General features: G+C 63.5%; 10 protein-coding genes. 6 read left to right on the plus strand and 4 right to left on the minus strand.

Annotated features, from left to right (window positions below; translation table 11 throughout):
* Window positions 1-361 precede the first annotated feature (361 nt).
* From ACFOOL_RS13590 to purM, 3 genes are all read right to left on the minus strand, one after another.
* A complete protein-coding gene (locus tag ACFOOL_RS13590; RefSeq protein WP_380097719.1) occupies window positions 362-1,252 on the minus strand; it encodes a DMT family transporter in 891 nt (296 codons plus the stop codon).
* A gap of 75 nt (window positions 1,253-1,327) precedes the next feature.
* Window positions 1,328-1,948 carry a phosphoribosylglycinamide formyltransferase gene (gene purN, locus ACFOOL_RS13595; protein WP_380097720.1) on the minus strand — a complete coding sequence of 207 codons (621 nt, stop codon included), beginning with the start codon at window positions 1,946-1,948 and terminating at the stop codon, window positions 1,328-1,330.
* Window positions 1,945-3,021, minus strand: coding sequence for a phosphoribosylformylglycinamidine cyclo-ligase (purM, locus tag ACFOOL_RS13600; RefSeq protein WP_380097722.1), 1,077 nt, complete (start codon window positions 3,019-3,021; stop codon window positions 1,945-1,947). Before purM ends, purN begins: the two co-directional genes overlap by 4 nt.
* Before the next feature lie 135 nt (window positions 3,022-3,156).
* Here purM and ACFOOL_RS13605 point away from each other — a divergent pair, with 135 nt between their 5' ends.
* Genes ACFOOL_RS13605 through ACFOOL_RS13620 form a run of 4 tightly spaced genes read left to right on the plus strand, consistent with a single transcriptional unit; the run spans window position 3,157 to window position 8,662 of the window.
* Window positions 3,157-4,251, plus strand: coding sequence for an AI-2E family transporter (locus ACFOOL_RS13605; protein ID WP_380097723.1), 1,095 nt, complete (start codon window positions 3,157-3,159; stop codon window positions 4,249-4,251).
* On the plus strand, window positions 4,235-4,966 hold the full coding sequence (locus tag ACFOOL_RS13610; RefSeq protein WP_380097724.1) for a hypothetical protein: 732 nt from the start codon (window positions 4,235-4,237) through the stop codon (window positions 4,964-4,966). The genes ACFOOL_RS13605 and ACFOOL_RS13610 overlap by 17 nt, the downstream gene beginning before the upstream one ends.
* Window positions 4,959-7,124: an RNA degradosome polyphosphate kinase gene (locus ACFOOL_RS13615; RefSeq protein ID WP_380097725.1), complete on the plus strand. Its 2,166-nt coding sequence runs from the start codon at window positions 4,959-4,961 to the stop codon at window positions 7,122-7,124. Before ACFOOL_RS13610 ends, ACFOOL_RS13615 begins: the two co-directional genes overlap by 8 nt.
* The gene (locus tag ACFOOL_RS13620) at window positions 7,121-8,662 is read left to right on the plus strand and encodes a Ppx/GppA phosphatase family protein (protein ID WP_380097727.1); all 1,542 of its coding nucleotides are present in this window, start codon (window positions 7,121-7,123) and stop codon (window positions 8,660-8,662) included. The genes ACFOOL_RS13615 and ACFOOL_RS13620 overlap by 4 nt, the downstream gene beginning before the upstream one ends.
* Window positions 8,663-8,665: 3 nt before the next feature.
* Here ACFOOL_RS13620 and rnd read toward each other — a convergent pair whose 3' ends face one another.
* Entirely contained in the window at window positions 8,666-9,835 is a 1,170-nt protein-coding gene (gene rnd, locus ACFOOL_RS13625; protein ID WP_380097729.1) for a ribonuclease D, read from the minus strand.
* A 183-nt stretch (window positions 9,836-10,018) separates the two neighbouring features.
* On the opposite strand from rnd, the gene aspS reads away from it, so the two are divergent.
* On the plus strand, window positions 10,019-11,794 hold the full coding sequence (gene aspS, locus ACFOOL_RS13630; RefSeq protein ID WP_380097731.1) for an aspartate--tRNA ligase: 1,776 nt from the start codon (window positions 10,019-10,021) through the stop codon (window positions 11,792-11,794).
* Window positions 11,795-11,932: 138 nt separating this feature from the next.
* On the plus strand, window positions 11,933-13,531 hold the full coding sequence (locus tag ACFOOL_RS13635) for an EAL domain-containing protein (protein ID WP_380097732.1): 1,599 nt from the start codon (window positions 11,933-11,935) through the stop codon (window positions 13,529-13,531).
* Window positions 13,532-13,578: the final 47 nt, after the last annotated feature.

The following is a 13,578-nucleotide window of genomic DNA, read 5'->3' on the forward strand; positions in this document are numbered from 1 at the left end:
CAATCGGCCTGTCTTCCGGATCGTGTCGCAGCGACGTGCTGTGCGGGTTTTCCGCGTCCCCTATGGGAAAGAAATTCGGCATGGGCGGCACCGGCACGGGCCGGTGCCCCACCGTCGGGCGATGGCCGGGGCGGGGCGGAATTTCCTCGGGCGTGGGCGGAGTGGGGTCCTCGACCGGCGGAGCACCCGGCGGAGTTTCCTCCGGCCGCGGCGGCACCGGATCGACGGGCTGGGGTTGCGGCGGCTCCGGCTGCGGTACGATTTCCGGCACTGGCCTTGGATCGATGTCGGGTCTTGGATCGGGCATGACACACCTCCCCGATGCAACGGCGGGGCGGGGCAGGCAGTTCCGCTTTTCCTTTCACGCTGCAGCGCGGCGCCAGAGCCGGCGGATGCGGCCGTCGATGAACAGCAGACCGAGGAATATCACCAGCATGCCCAGGATTTGGATGGGCAGGATGGTTTCGCCCAGAAGCGTGACGCCGAGCACCAGCGCCGAGATCGGGGCGATAAAGGTGGTGGTGGCGAAATTGGTGGCGCCGACGCGCGGCAGAATGCGGTACATGATCTGAAAGGTGAAGGCGGTGGACAGCAGGCCGATGGCCAGGGCGGCGCCCCAGCTTTCGGGCCTCGTCATCACCGGAGGGCCTTCGACCAGAATTGCGATCGGCACGGACGCCAGTGCGGCGCCGGTGAGAGCGATCGCTGCGAAGACGGTCGGCTCCACATGCTTGAAGCTGCGCGTGATGTTGAGGGAGAGCGCATAGCACAATGTGGCGCCGAGACACGCGGCCACCGCCCAAAGCTGGGAGGCGCCGCCCGAGCCGAGGGCTGGCGAAACTAGGATGAAGGCGCCGGCGAAGCCGACGGCTACGCCGATGAACTTGGTGCGGGTTGCCTTTTCGCCGCCGATCCAGAAATGGGAAACGATGGCTGTTACCATCGGGGTGAGGGCATTGATGATGGCGGCGATGCCGCTGGCCAGATGGGCTTGTGCGAGAGGAAAAAGCGCAAACGGAATGGCATAGGCGAGAATGCCCAGCGCGCCCAGTTGCAGCCACAGTCCGGGCGCGCGAGGGATGGGTTTGCGCAATGCTGCCATGACGGCCCAGCAACCCAATGCGCCGATGCCGACGCGCAGGGAACTGACCCAGAGCGGGCCGATTTCGCGGATCAGCACCGCATTGAAAATGAATGAGCAGCCCCAGATAGCTCCAAGCAGGACGATCCAGGCCCAGTCGCGCAGGTTCATGACGTCACTCCCGACAAGAGCGTCAAACTACGCCTCGCCTGAATAGAGGTCGAACCGATTTTGACGGCGGACCGATCAATTCGGGTGACTGTCGGAGCGATGTCGATGGTCGTGAAACCGCACCTTGCCGATTGCGAGCAGGCGGAGCGCTTCGGGATAAAGGCGATGTTCCTCGGCCAGCACGCGGTCGGCGAGGGAAGCCGGGGTATCGCCGGGCAGAACCGGGACGCGGGCCGAGAGGATGGCGGGGCCGTCATCGAGACCGGGCGTCACGAAATGCACGGTGCAGCCATGTTCCGTCGCCCCATCGGCAAGCGCCCGCTTATGGGTGTCGAGGCCCTTATAGGCAGGCAGCAGGGAGGGATGGATATTGATCATCCTGCCCAGCCAGCGATTGACGAAATCCTCACCCAGGATACGCATGAAGCCGGCCAGGCACACATAATCGGCCTTCCAGCTTTCGAGCACCCGGGTCATGGCGGCTTCGAACAGGTCGCGATCGGCGAAGCTGCTCTGGGCCAGCGAGGCCGTGGGAATGGCATTCCTTGCGGCGATATCCAATCCCGGCGCGGCGGCGCGATTGGACAGCACGCCGACGATCTCGGCAGGATAGTCCGGCCTTTTGGCGGCATCGATGAGCGCGGCCATGTTGGAGCCGCGGCCGGAAATGAGAATGGCGACCCGTGCGCGCTTCACAGCGCCAGCCTGCCCCGGAAGCTGACCGGCTCGTCACCGCGTTCGGTGAGGACACCGACGATGGCGGCTTTCTCGCCGGCGTCGGCGAGACGGTCGACGAGCTTTTCCGCGTCCTCCGGCGCGACGGCGACGAGCATGCCGACGCCGCAATTGAAGGTGCGCAGCATTTCGCGCTCGCTCAGGCCGCCGGTCCGTGCCAGCCACCCGAAGACGGTGGGAACGGCAATAGCGCCCAGATCGATGTCGGCGGCGAGATTGTCGGGCAGCACGCGTGGAATATTGTCGATGAAACCGCCGCCGGTGATATGGGCAAGGGCCTTGATGCCGAGGCCGGCGCGCAGAGCCTCCAGCAGCGGCTGGACATAGATGCGGGTGGGTTCGAGCAGGGCCTCGCCCAGCGATTGATCGGCGGCGAAGGGCGCAGGAGCCTCCCAGCCCAATCCGGAAAGCTCCACGATCCTGCGGACCAGCGAATAGCCGTTGGAATGGATGCCCGAAGAGGCGATGGCCACCAGCGCGTCGCCCGCGGCGATGTCCGGACGCGGCAGCAGCGTGCCGCGCTCGGCCGCGCCGACCGCAAAGCCGGCAAGATCGTAGTCGCCGCCATGATACATGCCCGGCATCTCGGCGGTTTCTCCGCCGATCAGGGCGCAGCCTGCGAGGCGGCAGCCATGGGCGATGCCTTCCACGATGGCCTTGCCCTGAGCGACATCGAGCTTGCCGGTCGCGAAATAATCCAGGAAAAACAGTGGCTCGGCGCCCTGAACGATCAGGTCGTTGACGCACATGGCCACGAGGTCTTGGCCGATCGTCTCGTGCCTGCCGGTTTCGATGGCGATGCGGAGCTTGGTGCCCACGCCGTCATTGGCGGCGACCAGCACGGGGTCCCTGAAGCCGGCGGCCCGGAGGTCGAATAGCCCGCCGAAGCCTCCGATCTCGCCATCGGCGCCTGGCCGGCGGGTGGAGCGGACCGCCGGCTTGATGGCATCCACCAGTGCATTGCCCGCGTCGATGTCGACGCCTGCCTGCTTGTACGAAAGCCCGTTTGATGGCAGGTTTTGTGCGTCGGACATGAGCCTTGGTGCCAATGCTGGGGATTGCGGGCGGAAGATCGCGCGCGCGATCCGGGTTGGTTGAAATTTTCGGTGCCGGCCGGTAGACGGCCTGATAGCTTTTCGATTACCCGGACGCAAGGGCTGCCCGACGCCATGACCTTCAGAAACCAAGTGGCCATCTGGATCGGTCTTCTGCTTGCGCTGATCCTCGCCCTGTGGATCTTCCGCGGCATCTTGCTGCCCTTCGTGGTCGGTGCCGCCCTGGCTTACCTGCTCAATCCGCTGGTCAACCAGCTGCAGAAATTGCGTTTCAACCGCGTGTGGGCAACGGTGGTGGTGCTGCTGTGCATGATCGCCATCGTGATGAGCCTGTTCTTCATGTTCGTGCCGCTGATCGGCCAGCAGATTGTCGGCCTCATCCAGCGGGCGCCCAGCTATGTGCGGGACCTGCAGGAACTGATCACGGTCTGGTCGCCCGAGATCAACGAATGGCTGGGGCCGGATCGGGCCGCGCAGGTGCAGACCAGCATCAACGATCTTACGCGGCAGGCTCTGGGCTTCATCGCCACATTGCCGGCCGAACTGGTCAATATCGGGCTGACCGGCGCGGCGATGGTCGGTTTCGTGGTCCTCGCCCCCGTGGTGGCGTTCTATCTGCTGCTCGATTGGGAGGGCATGGTGCGCGGCATAGACGGCCTGCTGCCCCAGGCGCACAAGGCCGAGATCAAGGGCATTCTGCGGGAAATCGATAAATCCATGGCCGGGGTGATCCGCGGGCAGGGCGGTGTGCTGCTGCTCGATGCGGCGTTCTATGCGACGGCGCTGAGCCTTGCCGGCCTCAATTACGGGCTGGCAGTGGGCCTGATCGGCGGGCTGCTCAGCTTCGTCCCCTTTGTCGGCTTTGCGGTGGGCTTCGGCCTTTCGGTAGGCATCGCGATCGTGCAGTTCGCCCCGAACTGGTGGATGGTGGCGCTGATCTGCGGCATCTTCCTGTTCTGGCAGTTCATCGAGGGCAATGTGCTCTATCCCAAGCTGGTGGGATCGTCGATCAACATCAATCCGGTGTGGATGATGTTCGCCCTCCTGGCTCTGGGCGCGGTGTTCGGTTTCGTCGGGCTGCTGCTGGCGGTGCCTATGGCGGCCATCGCTTCGGTTCTGGTGCGGTACGGGGTGCGCAAATACAAGGAAAGCACGCTCTATCTCGGACCGCCGGCCATCAATGCTCCGGAAGATGATGCCGCTCCCTGAAGACGGCCCGCGGCAATTGCCGCTGGACCTGGGCCACGAGCCTTCCCACGCCGAGGACGATTTTCTGGTGGGCGCGGGCAACGCGCTCGCCCATGCGCGCATTCTCGCCTGGCCGCACTGGCCCGACGGCATGACCCTGCTGGTGGGGCCGGCGGCATCTGGAAAGTCGCATCTGGCGCGGATTTTCGTCGATCGCAGCCATGCTTTGGTGGTGGCGCCCCAAACCATCGGCGCCGTCGCGGCGGCACAGGGCAGTGAGCCCCTGCTGATTGAGGACGTGGACCGGCTTGACTATGACGAGCATGACCTGTTCCATCTGCTCAATCAGGCGATGCGGGGCGAGAGGGCACTGTTGCTGACGGCACGGGACGAGGTAGCGCACTGGCCCCTTCGAACCGAGGATGCGCGCTCGCGGGTGCGCCGGGCGACGGTGTTCCGGCTCGAACCCAGCGACGACATCGAGTTGTCACAGATGTTCGTGAAACTGTTCGGGGACCGACAGGTCAGGATCGATCCCCGGGTCATCGGCTATCTCGTGCCGCGCATGGAGCGTAGCGCGGAAGAGGCCGCTGCCCTTGTCGACCTCATGGACAGGCTGGCCCTTGCCAGGGGGTCGGCCGTTACCCGTACGATAGCGGCGGAGGCCCTGGCGCTGCGCGGCAGCGCGAAACAGGCCGGCCGGCAACAGGATTGGGACGCCGAAACCGATGAATGAGATGAGCGACTTCGCCGAATCCGAGGGTGCGGTTCCCGATGTCGAAGCGCTGCGCAAGAGCCCCGCGCGCTACGTCAACCGCGAGGTGAGTTGGCTGCAGTTCAACATGCGCGTGCTCGAGGAGGCCGGCAACGAGGCGCACCCCTTGCTCGAACGGCTGCGCTTCGTCTCCATTTCGGCCAACAACCTGGACGAATTCTATATGGTGCGCGTGGCGGGGCTTAAGGGCCAGATTCGCGCCGGAATGACCAAGCAGAGCGCCGACGGGCTTTCACCGGCCGAGCAACTGGAGGAAATCGCGACACTGGCCCAACACCTGCAGCTCGAGCAGCAGGATCACTGGCGGAACCTGCGCGAGGAACTATTTGCGCAAAACGTCGTGATCCATGAAGCCGACGATCTCACCGCCGAACAAGTGAGCTATCTGCAAAAGCTGTTTCGCGATGAAATCTTCCCGGTACTGACGCCTATCGCGGTCGATCCGGCCCATCCCTTCCCCTTTATTCCCAATCTGGGCCTTGCGCTGGCCTTCGAGCTGAGGCGGCCCGACAGCGATCAGCCGCTGACGGCTCTGGTGCGCATTCCGGGCAATCTGGACCGGTTCATCAACCTGCCCGCCGGGCTGGTTTCGGAAGGGCGCACGGAAGTGGTGGCCATCGATACGCTGGTCAAACTGTTCTTCCACAAGATGTTCCCGGGCCATGAAGTCATGGGCTCGGGCGCGTTCCGCATCATCCGCGACAGCGAGATCGAAATCGACGACGAGGCCGCGGACCTGGTGGTGGAATTCGAAAGCGCCCTGCGGCAGCGCCGCAGGGGACAGGTGATCCGCCTCGAGATCGAGCATTCCATGCCGAGGGCGCTTAAGCGGCAGATCGGTGAGAAGCTCGGCATCAAGGAAGCCGATGTGTTCGAGGTGCAGGGTTTCCTCGGGCTCGCCGACGCCCGCAAGATCTGCGACGTCGAAAGGGCTGATCTGAAATTCCAGCCCTATCACGCCCGCTTCCCCGAACGCATCCGGGACTATAATGGCGATAGCTTCGCCGCTATCCGCGCCAAGGACATTCTCGTCCATCATCCCTTCGAAAGCTTCGATGTGGTGGCGCAGTTCCTGATGCAGGCGGCGCGTGATCCGGACGTGGTGGCCATCAAGCAGACGCTCTACCGCACCTCCTCCGACAGCCCGATCGTCAAGGCGCTGGTGATGGCGGCGGAGGCGGGAAAATCCGTGACCTGCCTCGTCGAGCTCAAGGCGCGTTTCGATGAAGAGGCGAATATCCGCTGGGCGCGCGATCTGGAGCGGGCAGGGGCACAGGTCGTTTTTGGTTTTATCGAGCTCAAGACCCACGCCAAGATGAGTCAGGTGGTGCGGCGCGAAAAAGGCAAGCTGGTCAGCTATTGCCATATCGGCACGGGCAATTATCATCCCATCACCGCCAAGATTTATACCGATCTGAGCTATTTCACCATCGATCCGGTGATCACGAGGGACGTGGCGCGGGTGTTCAATTTCATCACCGGCTATGCCCGCCCGACCGAGCTTGAGACCATCGCCGTCTCGCCGGTCAATCTGCGCCAGACCCTGCTCGACGATATCGACCATGAAATCGAGCTGGCGCGCTCGGGACAGCCGGCCTCGATCATGCTCAAGATGAATTCTCTGGTCGATCCCTTTGTGATCGATGCGCTTTACGATGCCAGCCAAGCCGGCGTGAAAGTCGATCTCATCGTGCGCGGCATCTGCTGCCTCAGGCCCGGCATACCGGGTTTCTCGGACAATATCCGGGTGAAATCCGTAGTCGGGCGCTTCCTGGAGCACAGCCGCATCTATTGCTTCGGCAATGGCGAGGCGATGCCCTCCGCGCGGGCAAAAGTCTATATTTCCTCCGCAGATATCATGGGGCGGAACCTCGATGGTCGGGTCGAGGTGATGGTGCCGATACTCAACAGGACCGTGCACAAGCAGATTCTCGACCAGATCATGGTTGCCTATCTCAAGGACAATCAGCAAAGTTGGGAAGTATTGCCCGATGGAAGCTCCCACCGGGTGCGTCTGGCCGAAGGGGAAGAACCCTTCAACGCGCATGACTACTTCATGACCAACCCCTCGCTTTCGGGTCGTGGCAGCGCGGGCATGGTGGAGAGCGAAGAGGCTTGAATTTGAATCGATTCTGGGGCGTCGACGCCGATCCGACCGCGCAGGGGCGCATCAAGGGCGCCCGGCCGGTCGCGGTTCTCGACATCGGCTCCAACTCGGTGCGCCTTGTCGTCTATGAACGCCACGCGCGCGCCCTGACGCCGCTCTACAACGAAAAGGCCGCCTGCGCGCTGGGGCGCGGCATGGCCCAGACGGGGCGGCTGGCCGAGCCCAACATGACCAAAGCGATCGAGGCGATGAAGCGCTTCGCGCTGGTGGCGCGCCTGATGCGCGCGGGCAAGACCTATGTGCTCGCCACCTCCGCCGTGCGCGAGGCGGCCAACCGGGCCGAGTTCGTCGCCGCCGTCGAGGCGGTGATGGATACGCCGGTGCGGGTGCTCAGCGGCCAGGAGGAGGCCCATTTCGCCGCCCTTGGGGTGGTGGCCGGCAATCCGGGATTCTCGGGCGTCGTTGGCGATCTGGGGGGAGGAAGCCTCGAGCTCTCGGCCATGAAGGACGGCAACGATACCAATGGCCAGAGTTTCGAGTTGGGAGGCATTCGCCTCCAGGACGATGCGGGCGGCTCGCCGCAAAAGGCGGTAACTCTCGCGACCGAGCGGCTGAGCGAATCGCTGCTGACGGAAACCGCGTCCGGCGCGCGGTTCGCCGCGATCGGCGGCACCTGGCGCTCCCTCGCCAGGCTGCATCAGGACCAGTGCGGCTATCCGCTGCATATGGTGCAGGACTATGTTGTCGCCGCCGACGAGATGATCGCCTTTTGCGACGCGATCGTGGCGGGCGATTCCCTCAAATCCTATCCCGGCTCCGGCAGCGTGAGCAGTTCGCGGCGGGATCTCGTTCCTTTCGGTGCGGCGGTGCTGGGCCAGGTGCTGCGGGCGGGGCGCTTCGGCAGCGTGGTGTTTTCGGCGCTCGGCGTGCGCGAGGGCTATCTTTACGGCATGCTGGACGACAGGGAGCAGGATATCGACCCGTTGATCCAGGGAGCCGAGGAACTCTCCGTGCTGCGGTCGCGTTCGCCCGCCCATGCCAACGACCTGATCGCGTTCACCAGCCAATATCTCGATGTGGCCGGCATAGCCGAGCCGGCGGATCATCGGCGGTTGCGGCTCGTTGCGTGCCTGCTGGCGGATATCGCCTGGCGCTCGCATCCGGATTATCGCGGCCCCCAAAGCGTGGAAGCGGTTGCCTACGGCTCGCTGACCGGGGTGGATCACCCCAGCCGTTCGTTCCTCGCGCAGGTGATGGCGGTGCGGTATGAAGGACTCAAGAGCAAGGCGGCGCGGCGGCTGGTGGAGCTTGGTTCCAAGGAGTTGACGGCGCGGGCCCGGCGGCTCGGCTCCCTGTTCCGCGTGGCCTATCCGATGACGGCCGCGATGCCCGGCATCCTGCCGCGCATCCGGTTCGGCATGGATGGCGCGGCGCTGACCCTGCATCTCCCCGCCGATCTGGCCTTCCTCAATGGCGACCATCTTCGCAACCGCCTGCGGCAGTTCGCCCAGGAGGTGGGGCACAAGGATAGCCGGGTGCAGGTGGGGTAGCCGTTATTCGGCGGCCTCGGCCTGATTGACGGCAAATTCGATGATGCCCTTTCTGGTGGCCACGAGCCCGATGCGGCCATGCTTTATGGCCAGCGCCTTCTCACCGAACAGCTTGCGGCGCCAGCCCTTGAGGGCCGGGACTTCGGCATCGTCGTCGAGCACCAGCGCATCGATATCGTCAGAGGTCGCGATGATGCGGGCGGCGACGCCATGCTGCTCCGACACCGCCTTGAGCAGCACGCGCACCAGATCGCCGACCGCGCCCTTGGGGGAGGGGCCGCGATAACGCTCCGGCATGGGCGGGAGCGCGGATTTGGGCAGTGCTTCCACCTCCTTGAGCAGGGCGATGATCTCGCCTGCGGCATTGCTGCGCCCAAATCCCCGGGGGATGGCACGGAGCTTGTCGAACGCCTCGGGAGTCAGCGGGCGCTGGCTGGCCAGTTCGTGCAGGACGTCGTCCTTGAGGATGCGGCTGCGCGGCTGGTCGGTTTCCTGCGCCCGGCGTTCGCGCCACTGCGCCAGCGCCTTGAGCGCCGCCAGGTCGCGCGGGCGGTTGAATTTCATCTTCAGCCGCTCCCAGGCCTGTTCGGGCCGCACGACATAGGTGTCGATGCTGCGGAGGGTCGCCAACTCGTCCTCCACCCAGTCCCAGCGGCGGGTGGCTTCCACCTGCTTGCGCAATTCGCGGTAGATGTCGCGCAGCCAGGTGACGTCCGCCAGGGCATAGGTGCGCTGCTTCTCGCTCAGCGGACGGGCCGACCAGTCGGTGAAGCGCGACGACTTGTCGAGTTCGACCTTGCAGATGCTGCGCACCAGGCTGTCATAGGAAGCGCTGTCGCCGAAGCCGCAGACGCTGGCGGCGATCTGGGTATCGAAGATATTGTGGGGGACGGCGCCGGTCAGCTTGACGAATATCTCGATGTCCTGCCGCGCCGCATGGAACACCTTGGTGACGTTGGGATCGGCCAGCAGGGCAAAAAACGGCGCCAGCTTGATATCGGGAGCCAGCGGGTCGATGAGTACCGCTTCGTCGTCGGTGGCGACCTGGATCAGGCAGAGCCGGGGCCAATAGGTGGTTTCGCGTAAAAACTCGGTATCGACCGTCACGAATTCAAACTTGGTAGCGCGTTCGCAGAACGAGGTCAGTGCATCTGTGGAAACTATCAGGTCCATGCCGAATACCGTCTCAATATCGTCAACATTCTTCCTAGCAGGTGGCGCCGTTTCGCTCCACCGTGGATTTTTGTTGCCGACGCACGAAGAATGCCCTTGTCCGCCGCCGCTTGACAAGCAGGGGCGGAAATGCGCTTTTCCCGCCCGAGATTCCGGCTTTTCTCCAGCATTCCGAGCATCGACATGACCCTACATCGCTACCGTTCGCACACCTGCGGCGCCCTGACGGCGGCCGATGCCGGCAATAATGTCCGCCTCAGCGGCTGGGTGCATCGTGTTCGCGACCATGGGGGACTGCTGTTCATCGACCTGCGCGACCATTACGGCATCACCCAATGCGTGATCGATCCCGATTCCGCTGCCTTCTCCACGGCCGAAACGGTACGTTCCGAATGGGTGCTGCGTATCGATGGCGAGGTGAAGCTGCGGGATGCGGCGGCGGTGAACTCCAATATCGCAACCGGCGCCATCGAGGTGTTTATCCGCGAGATCGAGGTTCTGTCGGAAGCCCGGGAACTGCCGCTGCCGGTCTTCGGCGATGCCGAATACCCCGAGGATATCCGGCTGCGCTATCGCTTCCTTGATCTTCGCCGCGAAAAACTGCACGCCAATATTCTCAAGCGTACCAAAATCATCTCCGCCATGCGCGAGGGCATGGAGGATGCGGGGTTCACCGAGTTCTCGACGCCGATCCTCACCGCCTCCTCGCCCGAAGGTGCGCGCGATTTCCTCGTGCCCAGCCGCATCCATCCGGGAAAATTCTTCGCGCTGCCGCAGGCGCCGCAGCAATATAAGCAATTGCTGATGGTGGCCGGGTTCGACCGCTACTTTCAGGTGGCGCCGTGCTTCCGCGACGAGGACCCGCGCGCCGACCGCCTGCCGGGCGAGTTCTATCAGCTTGACCTGGAGATGAGTTTCGTCACTCAGGAAGACGTGTGGAACACGGTCGAGCCGGTGATGACCAGTATTTTCGAGCAGTTCGCCGAAGGCAAGCGCGTGACCGGAACCTGGCCGCGCATCCCCTATGACGAGGCCGTCCGCAAATATGGATCGGACAAGCCCGATTTGCGCAATCCCATCGAGATGCAGGCGGTCACCGATCATTTCCGTGGCTCCGGCTTCAAGGTGTTCGCGGGCCAGATCGAAGCCGATTCCAAGGTGGAAGTGTGGGCCATTCCCGCGCCGACCGGTGGCTCGCGTGCCTTCTGCGACCGTATGAATGCCTGGGCCCAGGGCGAAGGCCAGCCGGGCCTGGGCTATATTTTCTTCAAGGACGGGCAGGGCTCCGGTCCCATCGCCAAGAATATCGGCGAGGAACGCACCGAAGCCATTCGTGTGCAACTCGGTCTTGCCGATGGCGACGCGGTGTTCTTCGTCTGCGGGCGCCCGGAAAAATTCTATAAATTCGCCGGTGAGGCACGAAACAAGGCGGGTTTCGATCTCGATCTGGTCGATACCGAGCAGTTCGCTCTCTGCTGGATCGTCGACTTCCCGTTCTACGAGTGGAACGAGGACGAAAAGCGCATCGATTTCGCACATAACCCATTCTCCATGCCGCAGGGCGGGCGCGACGCATTGGACTCGGCCGATCCGCTCTCGCTCAAGGCCTATCAGTATGACGCCGTCTGCAACGGCTTCGAGATCGCCTCCGGTTCCATCCGTAACCAGGAGCCGGAAACCATGGTGAAGGCCTTTGAGTTGACCGGCAAATCGCGTGAGGAGGTCGAGGAGCAGTTTGGCGGCCTCTACCGGGCCTTCCAGTATGGCGCTCCTCCCCATGGCGGCGCGGCCTTCGGCATCGACAGGATCGTCATGCTGCTGTGCGGCGCGCAGAACCTTCGCGAGATCACCGCTTTCCCAATGAACCAGCAGGCCGAAGACCTGTTGATGGGAGCGCCGAGCGAGGCCAGCGCCAAGCAGTTGCGCGAGCTCAGCATTCGCCTCAACGTGCAGAAATGACCGGCTTCCATTGGCGGGAACGGCGAGGACCAGCTTTCCACACCGCCAATGGTTAGCAGCGATTAATCAGCGTTAATGCTCCGTTAAGCCCTTGCTTGCTATCCGGGTGAAGATATTTTCCCGGGGCGGATCCACGACGTGAAGTCGAACCTTTCCCACGTGCTGGTGCTGATGGGTGCGATTCTGGCGTTCGCTCCCATTATTGCCGTGGACCATCTGCTTGATGCCTATGTCCGGCACCGCGAGAAAGCGATTGCTCAACAATATGTTGAAGATGTCGGCTCGCATATAAATGCAAGCATTACGGACGGAGTGGCGGCGTTGCGCGGCGTGATCGCGAATAGCCCCTCTCTCTGCACGCCGACTTTCGTGGCCAACGCCCAGGCGGCCATAGAGAGCGCCATTAATCTTAAGCAGGTTCTGGTCGAGAATTTCGATGGCGTGCAATACTGCGACGCCTATGGCCGCACCGTTTCCTATTCGCCGCTCTCCCAGCCACTGCCGGTGCCGGGACTGACCGAGACCCTGTCGGTGGTGAAGCTGGGGGATATGACCATGCCGGCGCTCAGGGTCACCCAGACTTTCGGGGATACGCGGCGCATCTCCGCCTTTATGCCGCTGCTGGGGCAAAGCGAGGCTGCACTGGCCGCGACCATGCGGGATGCCGGCATGATGCGGGTGACGCTCACCAACGGTCTTTCCATCGTCTCCATCGGCGATGTGGCGGGGTTCGACAGGCGCGTCGCCAATTCGGACTACATCAGCGCGCAAGGCTATGCCGGACAGTTTCCCATCAGGGTGGAACTGTCCGTGCCCTTCGCCATGGTGCGAGCGAAATATGCCGACCTGGACTTCGCCTTCACGATCATCGCTTGCATCGCCAGCGGCGCCTTTCTGCTGGCGAGCCTGAATTATGCGCGGCGTTCGCGTGTCCCGGCTTTCGATCTGGAGCGCGCCATCGAGCGCAGCGAGATCAAGCCCTACTACCAGCCGGTCATCAATCTGCGCACCGGCGAACTGGTCGGGTGCGAAGTGCTGTGCCGGTGGGAGAAGCGCAATGGACAGGTGATTCCGCCCGGCGCTTTCATCGATTATGCGGAAGTGACGGGGCTCGCCATTCCCATGACCGTGTCGCTGATGGAACAGGTGCGCAACGACCTGAGCGAATTGTGCCGGACGCTTCCGGACCTCAAGATTTCCATCAATCTCTTCGAGGGACATTTCCGCGATGTGGGAATTGTCGAGGACGTGCAGGCCATTTTCGGCCAATCTCCGATAAGCTTCCGGCAATTAGTGTTCGAGATTACCGAAAGGCGACCGCTGAACAATTCCATGGCCACCACCAGCGTCATTTCAGGCCTGCATGCGCTGGGCGCGCGGCTGGCCATGGACGATGCGGGCACCGGGCACTCCAACCTGGCCTATCTTGCCACGCTGGGTGTCGACGTCATCAAGATCGACCGGATTTTCGTCGATATGATCAAGCCCGGAACCACCCAGGTTCCGGTGCTGGACGGGCTGATCGCCATGGCCCGCGACCTCGATTGCGAAGTGGTGGCCGAGGGCGTCGAAACCGAGGAGCAGGCGGTGTATCTGCGTTCGCGCGGCGTGCTGCATGCCCAGGGTTACATCTTCGCGCCGGCTCTCAAGGTCGGCGCGTTCAAGGAATTGGCGCTGGCGCTGCACGCGACGGCGCCCGGCCCGGCGCACATCGCCGGAACTGCGGCGGCCGCCTGACAGGGGACGAAGCGGGCACGTTGCACGCGGACTTCGATCTTTCTTGT

The sequence above is a fragment of the Devosia honganensis genome, from assembly GCF_042648785.1.
Taxonomy (GTDB): domain Bacteria; phylum Pseudomonadota; class Alphaproteobacteria; order Rhizobiales; family Devosiaceae; genus Devosia; species Devosia honganensis.

Excerpts from the sequence above, each read along its gene's own strand:
- ACFOOL_RS13610 (WP_380097724.1), top strand. The coding sequence starts at position 4,235 with ATGATGCCGCTCCCTGAAGACGGCCCGCGGCAATTGCCGCTGGACCTG.
- purM (WP_380097722.1), bottom strand. The coding sequence starts at position 3,021 with ATGTCCGACGCACAAAACCTGCCATCAAACGGGCTTTCGTACAAGCAG.
- ACFOOL_RS13605 (WP_380097723.1), top strand. The coding sequence starts at position 3,157 with ATGACCTTCAGAAACCAAGTGGCCATCTGGATCGGTCTTCTGCTTGCG.
- ACFOOL_RS13590 (WP_380097719.1), bottom strand. The coding sequence starts at position 1,252 with ATGAACCTGCGCGACTGGGCCTGGATCGTCCTGCTTGGAGCTATCTGG.
- rnd (WP_380097729.1), bottom strand. The coding sequence starts at position 9,835 with ATGGACCTGATAGTTTCCACAGATGCACTGACCTCGTTCTGCGAACGC.
- ACFOOL_RS13615 (WP_380097725.1), top strand. The coding sequence starts at position 4,959 with ATGAATGAGATGAGCGACTTCGCCGAATCCGAGGGTGCGGTTCCCGAT.
- aspS (WP_380097731.1), top strand. The coding sequence starts at position 10,019 with ATGACCCTACATCGCTACCGTTCGCACACCTGCGGCGCCCTGACGGCG.